The following is a 19,027-nucleotide window of genomic DNA, read 5'->3' on the forward strand; positions in this document are numbered from 1 at the left end:
CATACAGGACTTATGCCATTTTATATATAGAAAAACGATATCGATATACGATAATATTAGCGCATCCAAACAAGTGGTAAGAAACTCAAGCTCACGAGGAGATTTCTTGTGTCAGGTAAAACGATAACACCCCAACTGCAACGAGAGTTGGGAGTGCTAGGTGCAACCATGATGGGGCTGGGGTCAATTATTGGCACCGGCGTGTTTGTGAGCATAGGTATTGCGGCTGGAATTGCTGGATCTGCGGTGATTGTTGCAGTAGCACTTGCCGCTTTTGTCGCTACCTGCAACGGTCTGAACAGCGCCCAACTAGCTGCTAATCATGCCGTGAGTGGTGGAACATATGAATATGGGTACAAATATTTAAATCCTTGGTTTGGTTTTATAGCTGGCTGGATGTTTCTTTTAGCTAAAACAGCATCTGCTGCCACTGCTGCCTTAGGTTTTGCCAGTTACTTATTGACCACAACCAATTTAATGGGGCGTGGCTTGCTGGTTCCCACGGCTATTTTCGCTGTAGTTGTTTTTACAGCAATTGTCCTAACTGGAATTCGGCGCTCTAACCTCGTCAACATTATCATCGTATCCGTGACATTGCTGTCTTTGGGTTTATTTGTCATTGTCTGTTTGCCGCGTGCTGTCACCGTCGGTGCTGAAAATCTAACACCCTTCTTCTCAGGGAATGCCGCATCAGTACTCCATGCTACAGCCCTAATGTTTGTGGCTTACACGGGTTATGGTCGGATCGCCACAATGGGCGAGGAAGCAAAAGAACCGCGAAAAACCATTCCTAGAGCTATGATTGTCTGTCTGCTGCTGACAATGCTGCTTTACATTACAGTGGCAGCAGTTGGCATTGGGGCAGTGGGAGCAGGTGTGTTGGGCAACGTGACTCAACAAGCACAAGCTGCACCTCTTGAAGTAGCCATTCGTAATGTTGCTGGTCCTGCTGCTGGTTTGGTTGTAGCGATTGGTGCTATGACTGCCATGCTAGGCGTGCTACTAAACTTGATTTTGGGATTATCGCGTGTCGTACTGGCAATGGGAAGACGCCGGGATTTACCACGGTTGTTTGCCAGATTGAATCAGTCAGGAAGCACACCCGTTTTGGCAGTACTGGTTGTAGGAGTTGCGATCGCAGGCTTGGTTCTGATTGGAGACGTGAAAACCACATGGTCGTTCAGTGCGTTTAACGTTTTAATTTATTACGCAATTACGAACTTTGCAGCACTGCAATTGTCACCTGAGGAACGACTTTATCCTAAATGGATAGGTTGGGCAGGTTTAGCTTCCTGTGCTTTTCTAGCTTTTTGGGTAGAACAGCAAATTTGGTTGGTGGGTTTAGCACTGATTGTTGCTGGACTGATTTGGCGCACTACAGTACAACTCCTGACAGGAGACTAGAGCCTTAACAGCCATTGTGAAGCGAAACATCTCTGAGAGATATTTCGCTTCAGTTTGTTTCGGTTAACATCAGAAGTCCCAAATTTGAAGACCTCTATTCGTCGTGAGCAAAGCGGTGGAAGAGGAAATCAAGGGCGTGGTTCCGCAGTTTGTAGTATTCCGGGTCTTCCATAATCCGAGCGCGATCGCGGGGACGAGAGAAAGGAATGTTTAAGATTTCACCGATTTTAGCAGCAGGTCCATTAGTCATCATCACCAAACGGTCTGCTAGGAATAGCGCTTCATCAATGTCGTGAGTAATCATCAACACTGTGCATCGCCGTTCGTTCCAAATTTTCAATAATTCTTCCTGTAATTCTTCTTTGGTAATCGCATCTAAGGCTCCAAAAGGTTCATCTAAGATCAAAACTTGCGGACGAATCGCCAAAGCTCTTGCAATAGCAACCCGCTGTTTCATCCCCCCAGATATTTGTGTCGGCTTTTTGTCGGCTGCCTCTGTTAGTCCCACCAGTGCTAGATGATCGCGTGCAATGGCTGACTTCTCTGCCCTTGTTTTATTTGGGAAGACGGCATTAAGAGCCAAGTAAATGTTTTCAAAAGTAGTCAGCCAAGGCAACAAAGCGTAGTTCTGGAAAACCATCATCCGGTCTGGACCTGGTTGGGTGATGGGTTTGGAGCCGAGCAATACATTTCCATGGGTTGGCTTGGTAAATCCTGCAACCATGTTCAGCAGTGTTGATTTGCCACAACCCGAGTGACCTATAACGCAGATAAACTCTCCTTCATGCACTGTGAGGTTAACGCCTTGTAGTACTGTAAAAGGACCTTTTGGCGTGGGATAGATTTTAGAAACGTCTTCAATGAGCAAGAAAGGATTGGAACGGGTACGTGTTGTTGTAGACTCTCTTGATGTTTCGCTGTAACTCAAAGTGCGGTTGTGCATATTTGATTTTGGTTTTTTGGTTTTGGCTTAACAAGTGGTAATGCTTTAAACAGTGCGTCTGTTAATTATTCGTTGCTCCATAGTTTTTAGATTTTGGATGATGGGCTTACTCCTTGGAATTTCCGCGTTAGGTACACCAGTACTCCCAATCCAAAATCTAAAATTCTTAGGCAGCGACTGAAGAACGTGAGTTAATCACAACTTCTGCCACTGAAACATTGCGTTTGATATCCAAACTATTGAGATAGGCGATGGGGTCATCAGCATTAAACACAGAGCCATCGAACAACTGGATAGGACCGCGATGATACTTGATATCAAGCAGACCTAGTTCTCGTGCTGCGGTACTGAACACATTGACTCGACAAACTCGTTCAAGGATTTCCATCCAATTCCGGGGGAAGGGGATATCGCCCCAACGTGCCATTTGGGTCATCATCCACAAATGTTCCGTGCGGCTGGGACGATTAACGCCATCTCCGAAAAACAGATGATGGGCATACTGTCGCATTGGTTGTTCTAGGCTACAAGCATAGGAGTTTGGGTCGCCAAGTTGGATGTATTCCTCATTGGTACTGACATACTCACGCCGAGATAAAATTTCACGGACTTCTTGAGAATTTTTCTCATCAGTGCAGTATTGACAAGCTTCTAATAAGGCTTTGACGAGGGCTATATGGGTGTTGGGATATGCTGCTGCCCAATCTTCACGGACTCCTAAAACCTTGCCTGGATGTCCTTCTAAAATTTCTAAATCTGTAGCGATGGTAAAGCCAATACCTTCTGTCGCTGCCCGCAAGTTCCAAGGTTCGCCCACACAGTAACCATCAATACTTCCTGCTTGCAAGTCAGCGACCATTTGAGCCGGAGGAATAGTTTTGAGGGAAACATCGTGGTCAGGGTCAATACCACCGGCTGCTAACCAGTAACGCAGTAGTATGTTGTGCATTGAGGAAGGATGAACCATCCCCAGAGTATGGCGTTGATTTGCAGACTCTTGCAGCACTTGTTTGAAGTCTGCTAGAGTATACACCCCCTGGTCATAAAAACGTTTATCTAGGGTAATGGCATTACCATTGCGGGTGAGAGTCAGGGAGCTCACAACTGGCACAGGGCGACCGTCATGTCCTCCCACAGTCAACCAAACTGGCATTCCACCAGGCATTTGAGCAGCATCTAAATATCCGCCAGTAATGCCATCGGTAATTCCGCGCCAGCTAGATTCACGCACTAAGCTCACTTCATCTAGACCATACTTGGTAAAGAAGCCTTTCTCTTTAGCGACAGCTAGAGGAGCGCAGGCAGTGAGAGGGAGGAAACCAATTTCGAGGTTAACTTTTTCTAAACCGTGACGGGCGATAACGGCTGTTTTCCTTGCCCTAAGTTTCTTAATTCGTTTTTGTTGATTGAGGAAGTAAATCATCTCACTCCGCAAACTGTAGTAGCTAGGATGTTCTACTACTTCCATCCGCTTGCGGGGTCGAGGGATATCCACTTCCAAAATGTCTCCAATCTTGGATTCTGGTCCATTTGTCAGCATTACAATCCGGTCGGACAACAGCACTGCTTCATCGACATCGTGAGTTACCATGACGGCAGTGACTTCGTTTTCCTGACAAATCTGCATTAACTGTTCTTGCAGGTTGCCTCGCGTCAGTGCATCTAATGCACCAAACGGTTCATCTAGCAAGAGTAATTTTGGACGAATTGCTAAGGCACGGGCGATCGCCACTCGCTGTTTTTGTCCACCTGATAACATTCCTGGCTGCTTATCAGCATGAGGACGCAACCCCACCATATCGATATGCTGTTCTACAATTGCCTTGCGTTCACCCGCAGACAGTTCATTCATAACTGAGTCTACGGCAAGGGCAATATTTTCTCGTACTGTCCGCCAAGGCAGGAGTGAATAATTCTGGAACACCACCATCCTCTCTGGACCAGGTTTAGTGATTCTTTTTCCTTCTAGAGTCACGACACCCTCAGTTGGCAAATCCAGACCGGCAATCATATTTAATAAGGTAGATTTACCACAACCTGAGTGACCGATGAGAGAAACAAATTCTCCTTTTTTAATTTGGAGGTCTATTCCTTTGAGGGCAATATATTTACCACCATCCGTTAAGGAAAAAACTTTATCAATTTGGTCAACGGCAACAAAAACAGACATAGCTATCAAGTGTGAATTATGAAATAAAGTTACGATTGATTTTCATTGACTCTTGGAACTGTTGACAGTTAACTGTTAACAGTCAACTGTCAACTTCATGATTATTTTTGTTCTTCTGGCAAAATTCTTGACTGTACCCAAAGCATTGCTTTGTCAAGTATCAAGCCAACGACACCGATGTAGACGAGAGCCAAAATAATTTCACTGACTTTGTTATTCTGATAGGCATCCCAGATAAAGAAGCCAATTCCAACGATGCCGGACATGATAATTTCTGCGGCAATAATTGCTAACCAAGCCAATCCAATCGCAATCCTTAACCCTGTAAAAATGTAGGGTAGAGCAGAGGGTATGAGGATATTGAAGAAATAATCTCGACGAGAAAGTTGCAGAACTTTGGCTACGTTGTTGTAATCTTGGGGAATTTGCTTTACGCCCACTGCTGTATTTATCAAAATGGGCCAAATTGCCGTGATAAAAATGACGAACAAGGCAGATGGTTCGTTTTGTCGCAAAGCAGCAAGAGCTATCGGTACCCAAGCTAGAGGCGGTACAGTACGGAATAATTGGATCATTGGATCTAAAGCCTTGTACATGACTTTATTTGTACCAATCACAATACCCAAGGTAATACCAAGAATTGCCGCCAATGAGTAACCAATCGCTACCCGTTGTAAGCTTGCAAGAATCTGCCAAAATAAACCTTTGTCTATTCCGCCTCGGTCATAAAAGGGATACAAAATCAGTATCCACGTGTCTTGCACCACTTGGATAGGTCCTGGTAGTGTTGCTCCAGGAGTCCAAGAAAACAACTGCCAAATAACTAAAAAGATGGCGATCGCTGCAATTGGCGGAATAAGATCGGGATATTGCTTTTGCAGACGGGACAACCAAACATTCTGAACAGTATTTGCGCTATTGCGTCTTTGCAAAGTGACCATTGTTAGTTTTCTCCTTATATAGTGAGCCTAAGTTAGTGTTCTCCTCAAATGTCGCGCCTAAACTTTGACTTTTTTAATTTTTAGGCTCTGCAAGTAAGCTTTTGGATTTTCTGGGTCAAACTTGATGCCATCAAAAAATTCTTCAACTCCACGAGATGTACTGGTGGGAATATCAGCAGCAGCAACGCCCATTTCTTTGGCGGCTTCTCTCCACAAATCCTCGCGGTTAACTTTATCTATAAGGGTTTTGGCATTTGTTAGGGTATCTTCAGGTAAGAAGCCCCAGCGCACGCTTTCTGTTAAAAACCAGAGGTCATGGCTCTTGTACGGATAGGAGACGTTACCTTTTTCATCTTTCCAGTACAGAGATGCCATTTTTTTATCGTTAATGGTGCGACCATCGCCCATTTCGTACTTGCCCATGAACGGACCGTCCAGAACGTCTGCAGGCACATTGAAGTAATTCCGCCCTGCAAGGATTTGAGCGAGTTCTTTTCTGTTGTCAAAATTGTCACACCATTGCTGCGCTTCAATGAGACCCTTTAAAAGGGCTTTGGTCGCTTTTGGATGTTTGTCAACCCAATCTGCCCTCATGGCAAAGTATTCTTCTGGATGGTTTTTCCAGATTTCTGCGGTTAATGCCGCCATGAAGCCAATCTTATCTTTGACAATCCGGTAAGGCCAGGGGTCACCCGTACTAAAGGCATCCATCGACCCCGTCTTCATATTTGCAACTGTCTGAGCTGCTGGTACTGTCAGGAGTTGAACATCACTGTCTGGATCAACACCCGATGCAGCTAACCAGTAGCGAATCCAGAAATCCTGATTGACTTGTGGGAAGGTGTAAGCAGCTTTGAAGGGAGCTTTTGCTGCTTTTAACTGAGCAAAAAATGTTTCCTTACCAGCAATCTGTACGCCAAGACCCTTGCCTAGATGCTTATTTGCGATCGCAATTCCATTACCTTGGGTAATCAACTGAGCCAAGACATACATGGGTATTTTTTTGTTGCCTTTGGTGATGCGCCCTTCTGAAATTTGATAGGGCATGGGCATCTGCCATTGACCTCCATCAATACCACCTCCAGCAGCCCCAATTTCTATGTTGTCCCTTGCCGAACCCCAGTTGGCTTGCTTGGATATATCAACATTGGTCATGCCGTACTTTGCAAAGAAGCCTTTTTCTTTCGCAATAATAAAGGGAGCAGCTTCAACAATGGGGATATACCCTAGCTTGACCGTGGTTGTTTCTGGTGCATCTGCTGCACTGACATTGGTAGCAGTAACTTGTTTTGTTTGAATTGTGTTACCGGTTTCCGGAGGGTTTCCTAAACACCCCTTGAGGAATACAGAACCCACCGCAGAAACTCCAGCTGTTAACAGAAATTTACGTCTAGAAAATTGATTAGAAAATTCAGTCATAAACTCTCTTTTTGCTAATTTCAATTGTTTTTGGTCAAGTGAATCAGGGCAACAGAACAATTGTGTTCCTTGCTATCGCGGTTATGTATATGTAATGTGAAAACTATGACAGCCTCAATTACATGAACTAGAAGCTTCTGGGTGACTTAACTCATCTGTTGAAGATAAATTTATCACCTTTTCAAAAGAAATTGTTAAATTTTCAACGTGATTGTTAAATAAATATTATATACCTACCATAAGCAAATACTTATTCGCTCGCTTACCATCATTTAACAAAACTTATCCATAAAGACAAGTTGATAATAACTATTGAATATGATTGATGATACTCTTCATATGCCAATAAGTAAATCGCCGTAAAACATTTTTCTATGTAACGAAATGTAAAGCCAATGAATACCTTAAAAATAGGTCATTCCACAGTTTTTACAAAACTAAACATACATTGGTTTTATCGTGCCGACTTACTTACAGTTCAGATAAGCATTAGCCTATAAACGTGGTAACTTGTGCAAAACCGGGTTTCTTTGCCTTCAGCTATCCTTCATGGAACTGTATTGTTTCATATCCAATTCTTTTCATAAATAAGTTATTCATAGAAACCCATTTATAGCAACTATAAGATTTTGCGTATGAACATAGGTGACTTGTAGAGGGCTGCCAAAGCTGCTATCAAGTGCTGTATGTTGAACTAAAATACGGAAATGCAGAGGGATATGAAACAACATCCGCTATTTGTTAATCGAGTAGCAGTACTAGCAACTATGCATCACAAAGAGAAAGTGATTGCTCCAATTATTGAACAAGAGTTAGGAATAAAAGTCATAGTACCGCAAGATTTTGATACAGACCGTTTTGGTACATTTACAAGAGAAGTTAAAAGGACAGGAAACCAAATCGAAGCAGCAAGGCTAAAAGCAGAAAAAGCGTTGGATGCCACGGGTGAGACTTTGGCGTTAGCTAGCGAAGGTACATTTGCTCCTCACCCTATTAGCCCGTTTATACCTTGTAATCGGGAAGTCGTCCTTTTATTAGATCAAACGAATGAACTAGAAATTGTCGGTCAAGAGTTGTCTATAGAAACAAATTTCAGTCATAGGATTGTGGGAAGTCTTCAAGAAGCACAAGATTTTGCAGATACAATTGGCTTTCCCGAACACGCCCTAGTCGTCATGCTCAGTTCTTCACCAAAAAGTCAAGATGAAATTATCAAAAGTATTAAGACAACAGAACAACTCGTGGAAGCAGTTGAATTTGCTTTAAAGAGTTCCGAAGATGGCAAAGTTTATATAGAAACAGATATGCGTGCTCTATATAACCCGACTCGGATGAAAAATATCGCAAAAGCTACCCACGACTTAGTTAGAAAACTAAATAATGCCTGTCCCAACTGTTCCTGTCCAGGTTTTGAATTAGTTCAAAGGAAAAAGGGATTACTGTGTGCGTATTGTAACTTGCCAACAGAGCTAACTTTGACAGCAATCTATAAATGTCAAAAATGCGGATTTTCTGAAGAAGTTTTTTTCCCAGATGGATTGCAAAACGCAGATCCATCTCAATGTATGTATTGCAATCCGTAATACAAATTATTAAAGATTTTACAAAAAGCAATCTCCCACGCTTTTGCACAGGTTAATCCGGGTATGGTCGCTTGACTATGTTACTAGGAACTATAAGGAAATTGTAAATTCTCAGTTCTGTATCAATTCTCCATAATAACAGATTGCCGAAAGACGGTTCTAAAACATGGCATTTTTACCGTAAAAACGGTAAATGGAATGTAGCAGTACACTTTACTCCTGCACAAGTAGAACGTGTTTCCAGGCATTCTGCTTATGGCTGTATTGGAATTGACATGAATCCTGGTTCTATCGGTTGGGCATATGTTGACCGCGATGGCAACCTAAAAAATCATGGTCAAATCCCGCTACAAATGGGACTGCCATCAGGCAAGCAGGACGCTCAGATTGTCGATGCTTGCCTGCAACTAGCAACATTAGCGGACACATTTGCTTGTCCCATTGTTTGTGAACAATTAGATTTTTCAACCAAAAAAGAACAGCTTTGTGAACGTGGTAAAAAATATGCTCGAATGCTTTCGCTTTGGGCATATAGCCGATTTTACGAACTACTAGAAAGTATTTTGAGTAATCATGGTATTTACTTGATGAAAGTAAATCCAGCGTACACCAGCGTTATTGGCTTAGTGAAGTATGCACGTCAATATGCTCTAGCAAGCGATGAAGCCGCAGCTATGGCTATCGCTAGACGTGGCATGAAATTGACTGAAAATATTCCAGCGACCATAACCGCCTATCTCTCCGTGTTCGCGAAGCGTCTCCGTCAGGAGAAGGATGGAAAGCACGTATGGTCGCATTGGTTTCAACTAAATAACCTGATAAAGAAATCTAGCATTAAGCGTCACAACTTTTATGCTATCTCTAACTGGGAGTCTTTGGTCAAGCGATGGTCAGAGCAATCTAGCCAAAGCAAACGAAAGTGCTAAATGATGATTTCTTGGAAGATAAACCGCTAACTTCACTCTACATAGATTTGAGCATTATTGCCCAGATACGCGTAGGTTTTTACAAGCGGTGTCGAATAAAGCTCAACTTCATAGAGATAGAGAAATGGTATGGGTACTGCGTTCTTCTGAGAAACCCCTGTAAAGAATTCAGAAAAGTAATGTAAAAACTATAACATATAAAAAGCCGTACAAGTATGTATTTGGTAAAGTATAGGTAGAATTAAAAAGACAAGAAGCGATCGCTTATCGAAAGCGCTCATTATCAATTAAGTAGTATGGAAGTTTTAGAACTCAAACGCGAAGTCGAAACGTTGTCCCATCGCCTGGGTAAAACCCAGGACTATCTTTGACATCCCTGCACTGAGCGCCAAAATTCAAGACCTGGAACAAATTGCAGCCCAACCAGAGTTGTGGGATGACCAAACCAAAGCACAGGAAATACTGCAAGAACTCAACGACCTGAAAGCACACCTGCAACAGTATCACCAGTGGAAAGCTTCTTTGGAAGACACTAGGGCAGTGTTAGAACTGTTGGAATTAGAAACAGATGAAGGGCTACTGCAAGAAGCCGAGTCTACTGTCACTAAGCTCAATCATGAACTTGACCAATGGGAGTTACTCCAGTTGCTTTCTGGTCCCTATGATGAAAAAGGTGCTGTACTCACAATCAACGCAGGTGCTGGTGGAACTGATGCTCAAGACTGGGCGGAAATGTTGCTGCGGATGTACACCCGTTGGGGAGAAAACCACGGCTATAAAGTGCAGTTAAATGAGCTTTCCGAAGGTGATGAAGCGGGAATTAAATCTGTCACTGTAGAAATTACTGGGCGCTATGCCTACGGCTACCTGCGTTCAGAAACAGGTACACATCGCCTAGTGCGGATTTCACCTTTCAATGCCAACGGGAAGCGGCAAACCAGCTTTGCTGGCGTGGAAGTGATGCCCCAGATAGATAACACCATCCAACTGGAAATTCCTGAAAAGGATTTGGAAATAACTACAACTCGGTCTGGTGGTAAGGGCGGACAGAACGTCAACAAAGTAGAAACTGCAGTGCGAGTTGTTCACCTTCCCACTAGTATTGCCGTCCGTTGTACAGAAGAACGCAGCCAATTACAAAACAAAGAAAAAGCCCTCGCCCGCTTGAAGGCAAAACTGCTGGTGATTGCTCAAGAGCAACACGCTAAAGAAATCGCGGAAATTCGTGGTGATATGGTAGAAGCCTCTTGGGGAAACCAAATCCGCAACTACGTTTTTCATCCTTACCAAATGGTGAAGGATTTGCGAACTGCTGCGGAAACAACTGCGATCGCGGATGTGATGAACGGCGAAATTGATATGTTCATCCAAGCCTATCTCCGCCAAGAAAACCAGCTGGTAGAGGCTTCTGCATAATTAGGGGGGTAGTTAGTTGTAGAGACGCGGTGAATGAAAGCGTCTGTAGATTGGTTGGTTGTCAAAAAATACTACAAACCATTATCTACTACCACTAACCACTTCCTAAAGCCGCCACAATGGCAACTTGATGTTATAAGAACTGTTACATTATTAGAAGACTTTGTTACAAAAATATTATGAGCGATTCTCCTTCTACCGAACCTCGACCTAGCTACGTGAAACTCGCAATGCGAAACATGGTGCAAAAGGGCGGCACCTCCGTCAAGCATTTTGTACTGACGACTGTAGGGCTTTTAGCAGTCCTTGTAGGTCTTGCTTACCTGACTCGCTAACGACATCATACGTAAGCTTAGGAGACTTTGTAGACAAGTGCAAGTTGAACTGTATGTAGAGGATTGTTATCATGAGTTATCCCAACCGGAAGCTGTAGGCTCTGGTCACACGGATGCCCAAATTGCAACTGAAACTTGGAAAAACTGGTTTGAGTGCTGGTTAGAAATCTTACACGCGAGTATTCCGCCAGCGCCAAAATATGAAGTTGGACTACGTTTAACAGATGATGCTGAAATGCGTACGCTTAACAGCCAGTATCGTCAGCAAAATAAACCCACAGACGTTTTATCGTTTGCGGCATTAGAGGCATTGCCTCAGCTACCAGAAATGGACGTCGATGAACCGTTGTATCTCGGTGATATTGTTATTTCCATCGAAACAGCACAGCAGCAAGCTCAACAACAGGAACACCCTTTGCCAACAGAGCTAGCTTGGTTAGCGGCTCATGGGTTATTGCATCTTTTAGGTTGGGATCACCCAGACGAAGAAAGTTTGAGCCAAATGCTAAAACAGCAAGTAATCTTACTGAAGACCATAGGTATTGAGATTGACTTTGAATAGTCATTGCTGACTAGCTTTTAAGTGTTATTCTGTATTTAATATCTAACATTGTCTCGTTAAAAAGAGCTGATAAGTTCATTTATTTATTAACATCCGCTAAAATCCCCTCCTCACGCACTTTGGTGTTTGATTTTTATGCCTATGTCTCAACAAGTTTCGTCCTCAGCAAAAGTTTCATCTCCACCAGCGCCAAATTGCTTAGAAACAGTTGTGACTAAGCAACGTCCGCTGTCATGGCAAATAGCCTCTAATTTATTTGTGAGTTTTAAGTATGCTTGGTGTGGAATTAGCTACGCTTTTCTAACTCAACGCAATTTTCGTATTCACGTTGTTGTTGGCGCTTTAGCTATTGGCTTGAGCGTTTTTTTACATCTTAAGCCTGTGGAAATATCGGTTATTGGAATAACGAGCGGTTTAGTTTTGGCGTTGGAGTTACTGAATACAGCGATCGAGTCAATTGTCGATCTAACAGTTAAGCAAACCTACCATGAATTGGCAAAAATTGCCAAAGACTGTGCTGCTGGTGCTGTGCTTGTCTCGGCAATGGTCGCGGTGCTAGTCGCTGCTACACTCTTACTTCCTCCCCTGTTCGCTTTAGTTTTGTCGGGTGTGCATTCTTAAGTGCTGAATGCTGGAAATGCTATTTGCGCAGCTTCAGACAGGGTGTACTTAACTTTATAAAGATTTTTTAAATTCAGTAGATACGACTTATCGTGTCTGTATCAAGATGACTTAAACAGCGATTAAAATCTTCTGGTGACAGTCAATCACAATTATCTGATTGGTAAAAACTAGGAGAAATCAATTTTGCTTATAATAATCGATAATTACGACAGCTTTACCTATAATTTAGTCCAGTATCTGGGAGAACTGGCGGCTGAGTTCCCAGTAGCAACTGATATTAAGGTTTTTCGTAACGACAAAATCACCATAGATGAAATTCGTGCGCTACAGCCAGATGGAGTCGTGATTTCTCCAGGGCCTGGTCGCCCAGAAGATGCAGGAATTTCTTTAGATGTAATTTCTCGCCTTGGACCAAGCGTGCCAATTTTAGGCGTTTGCTTGGGGCATCAAAGTATCGGTCAAGTGTTTGGCGGTAAAATCATTTCTGCACCAGAGTTGATGCACGGCAAAACTTCACCGATATATCACAAAGGCGTAGGAGTCTTCAGCAACTTAGAAAATCCGATGACCGCAACCAGGTATCATAGTTTAGTGATTGAGGGCGATACTTGTCCAGATGTGCTGGAAATAACTGCATCGCTTGAGGATGGCACAATTATGGGAGTGCGACACCGGAACTATCCTCACATTCAAGGCGTCCAATTTCACCCAGAGAGTGTCCTGACAACTTCAGGGAAGCAGCTATTGCGAAACTTTTTGGAACAATTGCAGTCTCGAGAGATGAATCCATGAAACGACGACAGTTATTGGGTTATGCAGGGGCGGGATTAGTAACAACGTTGGTTACTAGCTTGGGTTCCGACCTTCAAGTGAATGCCCAATCTGGCGGTTCATTATCAATTCAGTGGTTGGGTCATACTAGCTTTCTGTTTACTGGTGGCGGGGTCAAAATTCTCACAAATCCCTTTCGGACAGTTGGCTGTACCGCTGGTTATCGTCCGCCAAAAGTTGCGGCTGATTTAGTGCTCATTAGCAGCCAACTGCTGGATGAAGGTGCTGTAGAAGACCTTGCAGGAAATCCCAAGCTTATTTACGAACCTGGAGCTTACGAGTTTAATGGCATTAAGTTCCAGGGAATTGCCATAAACCATGACCGCAAAGGTGGTAAGCAGTTTGGTATAAATACTGCTTGGCTTTGGAAGCAAGGGGGAATTAGCATTCTTCATTTAGGAGGAGCAGCCGCACCCATTTCGATTGAGCAAAAAATTCTGATGGGGCGTCCTGATGTGGCGTTAGTCCCTGTGGGAGGCGGTCCAAAAGCTTATAATCCTCAGGAAGCTAAACAGGCGATTCAAACCCTCAATCCCAAGATCATTATTCCTACCCATTACCGTACACAAGCTGCTGACACTGCTAATTGCGATATTTCGCCATTGGATGACTTCCTGACGGTAATGAATGGAATGACAGTACGGCGTAGCACGAGTGACACAATCACTGTTAGCTCTGGTAAATTACCAGATAATGGTGCAATTCAAGTTTTGAGTTACAACTTTTAACAATGATTTGATGGTTGTCGGGCTGGCGAGACGCCAGCCTTTTGAATGTAAAGACACCTTCGTGATAAAGAAATTTTGTCGGCTGGGTTGAAGAACAGCCAGGTGTTAGGCTTGAGATGGCAATTCATCTCGGCAAAACAAGCTAAACTCACATTATTAGCAACCACAAACACTAGAGGGTAGAAATGCAAGTCAAAGATATGACAGTTAATGAACTGAAAGTGTTGATTCGCGAAACTTTGGAAGAAGTTTTAGAAGAGTTTTTCTCTGATCCTGATGAAGGTGAAGAAGTTAGAGAAGAAGTCAAGCAGCAACTACTGGAATCCAAAAAGCGAAGACAAGCAGGTGTTCGCGGTATTCCTGCTGAGGAAGTTTATAAGAAACTCGGCATAACTCATTCGTGATGAGTTACTTGGTTGAGTACGAGCCAGAGGCTCTTGTTAGCCTAGAAAGACTTACTTTAGTTGTCCGCAAGCGTATCATCAGTAAAATTATCTGGTTAGCTGAAAATTTTGACCAAATTACCCCTCAGCCCTTGACAAGGGATTTATCAGGTTTTTATAAGTTAATAGTCGGTGATTATCGAGTCATTTATGATTTCAACACTGAAGAAAGGATTATCACTATCGATAAGATAGGACACCGCAGAGAAATTTACCAGTGATTTACGGGCTCACGAGACATAGATCAGTTGGAATTGGCTTGTTTACACCACAAGGGTATAGAATCCAGGAGAAAATCTCCCCACACCCTACAGGAAATTTAAATTTAGAATTGTTGTAATCCCTCTTAAGACCATAGACAGCTTCGGCAAAAAGTTTTAAAATACGATTTATTATAGTAAGATTACTTATTGCACAATCAGCATAAGCATAGTAAAAATTTTCAGGTGATTTCTCCAGACGTCGAAATCAGTCTATTAAAATCAGAAAGTCTTTCGTAAAGGGCAAAAAACTTATGGATGTAAAGCTGATTTTAGCTGGATTAACAATTGTCTTCACAGTTTCGTGCTTGTTCTTTGGCACGAAAAATGGATATTACGATTCAGACAACTATCATGGTAATGGCTCTGCCCATTGAAGTTACAAAAGCAATCAGTCCGGCTTCAGGTACCCCAATTGCCTGGGTTGGAAAAGCCGCCCACAGTCCCTAGTTTGAAGAATCTTCATCACTCAGTTGTTTATATTACACAAGTTTGGTATGTCCATGTTAACCAAACGAACATCAGCATTGCAATGGTGTGGAGATCGATAACTGAACTGGTGATGGACACTGTGTGGAAGGAAAAACCATCCACGGGTTGTGCCATTTACGGACACCTGCTTTTGTTAGGAGGACGCTTGCGTATGCAAGCGTCCTCCGCTATGGAATTGGCATTGGACAAATGTCCATAGAGATGAAGTTAGAGGGGAGGGGAGCATGAGCGATCGCCTGTCGGTATCCTCTGGGGTTGACATGGGGGACGCGGCGACTGGGTTAGAATGTTTGCCCTTTGGGGTTCACCACGACGATGAGGGCGTTTGTTTGTTGGTGCGGATGGGACCACACCGCATTCTACTTGATTGTGGTTTGGCGGATACTTCGCCTTTAGTCAGGGGGTTGAAAAAACCCGCACGTCCAGAAACGCTACCAGCGGATTTAGTCTTGGTGAGTCACGCCCATCCAGATCATGCTAAAGGGTTGCTAGCACTCCACAAGGCATTTCCACTGTTACCAATATATGCTAGCGAAGTGACCAGCAAATTGCTGCCTCTAAATTGGCTTGATCAACATGGTGAACAAGTCGCGCCATTTTGTCAAGCGCTGCCATTGCGATCGCCAATAGAATTCAAAGATGGTTTGGTGGCAGAATTATTTCCCGCCGGTCATCTTCCTGGAGCTGTGGCAATTTTCCTGACGTATACTACCCCAGAGCGCTCTTACAGGCTACTCTACACAGGTGACTTTTTTTTATCAAACTCGCGGTTGGTAGAAGGTTTGCGGTTGGAAGAATTGCGGGGAACAGAATTAGATGTGCTGATTATTGAAGGGAGCTATGGAACTTCCCGCCATCCGCACCGCCGGACTCAAGAGAATCAACTAGCCGAAAGAATTAACCGAGCGATCGCTGAGGGTTCCTCTGTGATCCTCCCCACACCCACTTTGGGACTCGGTCAAGAACTGCTGATGCTTTTACGCAGTCATCACCATTTCACCGGAAGGGATTTAGATATTTGGGTTGATGGTACTGTTGCCATTGGATGCGACGCTTACCTAGAATTGCTACCCAATCTCCCGTCCTCAGTACAAAACTTTGCCCGCCATCAACCGTTATTTTGGGATGAACGGATACGTCCGCGCGTGCGTCGCATCGAACCAGACCAGCGCCCTGAGATTGGCAGTTCTTGTATTATTCTCACTGATTTTACAGCTGACTTGCGACAATACTGCCAACCTAATACTGGTTCTTGGCTCACGCTTTTACCAGAGAAAACCAATATAAAAATTAACGACGAATACTCACTGCTGTGTCCTGTCGAAACGTATCTCCTCGCCCAACATAGCGATGGTCCTGGAACCACCCAGCTGATTCATAATTTGCGACCGCAGCACGTCATCTTCGTCCACGGTTCTCCTGCTTATTTGGCAGACCTGACAAGCTTAGAAGAGTTGCAAAACCGCTACCATCTCCATTCTCCAGCAGCTGGCACATTGGTGGAACTGCCGATTGGTGAAACATTTATACAACCAGCTGCCCCGGAAACCAATTATGAAGGCGAACTTACGGAATTGGGAACTGTAGTCACGATTACCTTACCTGACGCGATTAGTGCCGATCCCCGGTGGCGACAGTTTGCTGACACAGGTTTAATTGAAGCCCGGTGGCAAGGAGAAGAATTGGTATTGCGGGCGCTGTCGCAAAGAGAACTGATTAACCAAAATAGCGATCGCTTCATTTGGTCAGACGTTGATTGCTGCGGTACCTGCCGATATCAAAGAGGACAGCGGTGTTGGAATCCCGCATCCCCACTGTATAACTTCAAGGTAACTCTTGAAGGTTACTGCCCTGCCTTTGAACGTAACAGCGAGAAAAGTGCTGACTCGTAAGAAAAGATAAAAGAACGAAGAAGCGAAGAACGAAGAAAGTTCATTCTTCACTCTTCACTCTTCATTCTTGATTAGTCTGGATTTGAATCAGTGAAACGATTGCGGATGCGTTCAGCTTCCGGACAGTCTTCAGTTAAGAGAGGTTCTACGTTACCACGTGGCACTGAAGCTAATTTTTGCGTTACAGCGCCAATGCTTTCAAGGCGAACCATTTCCTCCCAAGAACAAACTTCATCTTCTTCTTCTGTTTCATAACGTAGGGTGACCAAATCTCCCTCTATATCGAGGATGCGGGCGCGTTCAATCCAGCGTTGCTGGTCCCGCAAGAACACGCATACCTCCCGCCCATCGCAACACAATTGATAAATCTTGCGGTGTAGCATCTACTGCTTCTGCCTTTTTATAGTTAGTTAAATCTGTCAACATCTGGGCTGTGCCCCAAGTAGAGGACATCTTTTCAAAGTTCGTTAACCGAATTAAGTCAAGATATCCTTCTTGACCCAAGCCAAAGACTTGTTTGTCGTTTTCAGTTATATGGGCTTTTTGGGTCATAAAGTTCCCGGTTACTGCACCAGTTGAACTCAATCTCTGTCAAGGTCATTCAAAAAATGTTGACTTGATAGAAGCCACATAATTCCGGATTTGTCCTGACCAAGTTAAGAGTTGCTGGTGAGTTCTTCCAACCATATTGTAATAAAGGATACTCCAAAACAGTCGTTACTTGCGGTTGTTTTAGTTGACTACTTGTAGTCATTGGCATTGCTGGCAAGTCTGGGGACTCTGCTTTACTTTTACCCCTATGTACTTGATCTTAGCTTATTCTCTTGTAACCTTCATGGTTTTAAACAACAACACGTCAAGGTTTTTAGCTTAATTTTTTGCTTGATTTTACACGTTTGTTAGCCTAAGCAACACTGTATGAGCCTAACGCTTTTGAGCATGTCAGGTTTTGGTGTTGCATTTGGAAAATTTTATTGCGATTTTGGTTTATTTCTATTATATTTTTTCTTTTTTGCATAGGTTTACCTTATCTACTTGATGTCTTTCCTTTACTATCATTACTTTTTATAGATATGAAGGTACACAAGATTTTTGAAAATCCAGTGGTTTTAGGAGAAAATTTATATAATATATACATAAAATTAATATTGTATCGAAAGGGACAAAAAAATAGACTGTGGCGCGAACATATTGATAAAGTCCCACAGTACCTTTGCCTGAATGGCAATTCACAAAATTGCACCAGTCCTGACTGTTGATTTTTCTTTGAGATAAATTATAGCAACAGCCAAGGTGGTTAGGACATCAACAGATGATAAAACCTAGACACAGAAAGACTTTTCACCCAGTTCCCAGTCCCCAGTCCAAGCGTCCCCTGCTATAATTTGTAAAATTTCTACTTTAAAGTTTCTGGATCATTTTTGAAAAAACGACCGGAAATCCTCATCGTTTTGGCTTAACTGTACCCAGTCTAAGTTTAAATCCTGAAACTTTTGCACCAGCCGATCGCACGCTGAGCGTTCTGTAGCGTAATGTCCAGCATCAATGAGAATCAGATTGCGATCGCGGCTTTCCTGAAACTGATGGAACTTACAGTCAGAAGTCAAATAAGCTTGAGCACCTGTTTTCACTACCGCCGAGATAAAACTAGCTCCCGAACCACCCAAAACAGCAACTCGAGAAATCGCCTGTTCTAAATTTACCACTGGGGAGGAAACGAGATGAGAAGGAGCGAGTCGAGTTTGAATTGTTGCGAGTAACTCTTTTAAACTTAAAGATGGCTCTAAATTCCCTACACGTCCATATCCTAACCCTGGTTGAGTCGGTACGACCGGAGAAACTTCCTTAAGTTGTAGAATTTGAGCTAAAACATCAGCCGTTCCATCCTCCACTTGGTCGAAATTCGTGTGGGCGCTGTAAATACCAATATTGTGGGTAAACGCCAATCGCGCCATTTCACCAATAGCGTCGCCACTACGCAAAGACTTGGGTGGGCTGAAAATCAAAGGATGGTGAGCGAAAATCAGATTAACGGCGATACCAGCATTGCGTAAGGCG

The 19,027-nt window shown here is 43.4% G+C and carries 22 protein-coding genes; 14 read left to right on the plus strand and 8 right to left on the minus strand.

Annotation, left to right across the window (positions count from 1 at the left end):
- The first annotated feature begins 108 nt into the window (after nt 1-108).
- Nucleotides 109-1,404, plus strand: a complete 1,296-nt coding sequence (locus V5G28_RS26905) for an APC family permease (protein WP_332988853.1) — start codon at nt 109-111, stop codon at nt 1,402-1,404.
- A 94-nt stretch (nt 1,405-1,498) separates the two neighbouring features.
- Here the strand turns inward: V5G28_RS26905 and V5G28_RS26910 are convergent, their stop codons facing one another.
- The 4 genes from V5G28_RS26910 to V5G28_RS26925 form a co-directional block, all read right to left on the minus strand.
- Nucleotides 1,499-2,347 (minus strand): nitrate ABC transporter ATP-binding protein, encoded by an 849-nt coding sequence (locus V5G28_RS26910; RefSeq protein WP_096565358.1) that lies wholly within the window; start codon nt 2,345-2,347, stop codon nt 1,499-1,501.
- Between the two features lie 166 nt (nt 2,348-2,513).
- Entirely contained in the window at nt 2,514-4,517 is a 2,004-nt protein-coding gene (locus V5G28_RS26915) for an ABC transporter ATP-binding/substrate-binding protein (RefSeq protein ID WP_096565360.1), read from the minus strand.
- Nucleotides 4,518-4,618: 101 nt separating this feature from the next.
- Nucleotides 4,619-5,458, minus strand: coding sequence for a nitrate ABC transporter permease (gene ntrB / locus V5G28_RS26920; RefSeq protein WP_073633348.1), 840 nt, complete (start codon nt 5,456-5,458; stop codon nt 4,619-4,621).
- A 57-nt stretch (nt 5,459-5,515) separates the two neighbouring features.
- The gene (locus V5G28_RS26925; protein ID WP_332988858.1) at nt 5,516-6,877 is read right to left on the minus strand and encodes a CmpA/NrtA family ABC transporter substrate-binding protein; all 1,362 of its coding nucleotides are present in this window, start codon (nt 6,875-6,877) and stop codon (nt 5,516-5,518) included.
- A gap of 719 nt (nt 6,878-7,596) precedes the next feature.
- Here V5G28_RS26925 and V5G28_RS26930 point away from each other — a divergent pair.
- The 13 genes from V5G28_RS26930 to V5G28_RS26990 all read left to right on the plus strand — a co-directional run bounded on the left by V5G28_RS26930 (nt 7,597) and on the right by V5G28_RS26990 (nt 16,969).
- Entirely contained in the window at nt 7,597-8,460 is an 864-nt protein-coding gene (locus tag V5G28_RS26930; RefSeq protein ID WP_332988860.1) for a DUF6671 family protein, read from the plus strand.
- A gap of 143 nt (nt 8,461-8,603) precedes the next feature.
- The gene (locus V5G28_RS26935; protein WP_332988862.1) at nt 8,604-9,386 is read left to right on the plus strand and encodes a hypothetical protein; all 783 of its coding nucleotides are present in this window, start codon (nt 8,604-8,606) and stop codon (nt 9,384-9,386) included.
- Between the two features lie 296 nt (nt 9,387-9,682).
- A protein-coding gene (prfB, locus tag V5G28_RS26940; RefSeq protein ID WP_332988864.1) for a peptide chain release factor 2 occupies nt 9,683-10,802 on the plus strand; the annotation gives its coding sequence in 2 pieces (ribosomal slippage) (nt 9,683-9,754 and nt 9,756-10,802; 1,119 coding nt in all).
- A gap of 179 nt (nt 10,803-10,981) precedes the next feature.
- A complete protein-coding gene (locus V5G28_RS26945) occupies nt 10,982-11,137 on the plus strand; it encodes a DUF3285 domain-containing protein (protein WP_071838507.1) in 156 nt (51 codons plus the stop codon).
- A gap of 37 nt (nt 11,138-11,174) precedes the next feature.
- Nucleotides 11,175-11,699, plus strand: a complete 525-nt coding sequence (gene ybeY, locus V5G28_RS26950; protein WP_332988869.1) for an rRNA maturation RNase YbeY — start codon at nt 11,175-11,177, stop codon at nt 11,697-11,699.
- A gap of 141 nt (nt 11,700-11,840) precedes the next feature.
- The gene (locus V5G28_RS26955; RefSeq protein ID WP_332988898.1) at nt 11,841-12,320 is read left to right on the plus strand and encodes a diacylglycerol kinase; all 480 of its coding nucleotides are present in this window, start codon (nt 11,841-11,843) and stop codon (nt 12,318-12,320) included.
- A 186-nt stretch (nt 12,321-12,506) separates the two neighbouring features.
- On the plus strand, nt 12,507-13,115 hold the full coding sequence (locus V5G28_RS26960; protein ID WP_332988871.1) for an anthranilate synthase component II: 609 nt from the start codon (nt 12,507-12,509) through the stop codon (nt 13,113-13,115).
- A complete protein-coding gene (locus V5G28_RS26965; protein WP_096565375.1) occupies nt 13,112-13,882 on the plus strand; it encodes an MBL fold metallo-hydrolase in 771 nt (256 codons plus the stop codon). Before V5G28_RS26960 ends, V5G28_RS26965 begins: the two co-directional genes overlap by 4 nt.
- Nucleotides 13,883-14,067: 185 nt before the next feature.
- Nucleotides 14,068-14,286 carry a hypothetical protein gene (locus V5G28_RS26970; protein WP_332988875.1) on the plus strand — a complete coding sequence of 73 codons (219 nt, stop codon included), beginning with the start codon at nt 14,068-14,070 and terminating at the stop codon, nt 14,284-14,286.
- Nucleotides 14,286-14,546, plus strand: coding sequence for a type II toxin-antitoxin system RelE family toxin (locus V5G28_RS26975; RefSeq protein WP_332988877.1), 261 nt, complete (start codon nt 14,286-14,288; stop codon nt 14,544-14,546). Before V5G28_RS26970 ends, V5G28_RS26975 begins: the two co-directional genes overlap by 1 nt.
- Nucleotides 14,547-14,839: 293 nt before the next feature.
- A complete protein-coding gene (locus V5G28_RS26980; protein WP_041041927.1) occupies nt 14,840-14,962 on the plus strand; it encodes a membrane protein in 123 nt (40 codons plus the stop codon).
- Nucleotides 14,959-15,276, plus strand: a complete 318-nt coding sequence (locus tag V5G28_RS26985; protein WP_332988879.1) for a hypothetical protein — start codon at nt 14,959-14,961, stop codon at nt 15,274-15,276. Before V5G28_RS26980 ends, V5G28_RS26985 begins: the two co-directional genes overlap by 4 nt.
- A 25-nt stretch (nt 15,277-15,301) precedes the next feature.
- Nucleotides 15,302-16,969: an MBL fold metallo-hydrolase gene (locus V5G28_RS26990; RefSeq protein ID WP_332988882.1), complete on the plus strand. Its 1,668-nt coding sequence runs from the start codon at nt 15,302-15,304 to the stop codon at nt 16,967-16,969.
- Between the two features lie 71 nt (nt 16,970-17,040).
- Here the strand turns inward: V5G28_RS26990 and V5G28_RS26995 are convergent, their stop codons facing one another.
- The 4 genes from V5G28_RS26995 to V5G28_RS27010 form a co-directional block, all read right to left on the minus strand.
- The gene (locus tag V5G28_RS26995; protein ID WP_048869483.1) at nt 17,041-17,352 is read right to left on the minus strand and encodes a DUF6679 family protein; all 312 of its coding nucleotides are present in this window, start codon (nt 17,350-17,352) and stop codon (nt 17,041-17,043) included.
- A complete protein-coding gene (locus V5G28_RS27000) occupies nt 17,270-17,521 on the minus strand; it encodes a hypothetical protein (RefSeq protein ID WP_332988885.1) in 252 nt (83 codons plus the stop codon). Before V5G28_RS27000 ends, V5G28_RS26995 begins: the two co-directional genes overlap by 83 nt.
- 49 nt (nt 17,522-17,570) lie before the next feature.
- Nucleotides 17,571-17,723, minus strand: a complete 153-nt coding sequence (locus V5G28_RS27005) for a hypothetical protein (RefSeq protein ID WP_332988887.1) — start codon at nt 17,721-17,723, stop codon at nt 17,571-17,573.
- A 661-nt stretch (nt 17,724-18,384) separates the two neighbouring features.
- Nucleotides 18,385-19,027 (minus strand): Nif3-like dinuclear metal center hexameric protein (locus V5G28_RS27010; RefSeq protein ID WP_332988891.1); only part of this gene is annotated, 643 nt, incomplete at its 5' end.

Source organism: Scytonema sp. PRP1 (assembly GCF_036697665.2).
Taxonomy (GTDB): Bacteria; Cyanobacteriota; Cyanobacteriia; order Cyanobacteriales; family Nostocaceae; genus Kalymmatonema; species Kalymmatonema gypsitolerans.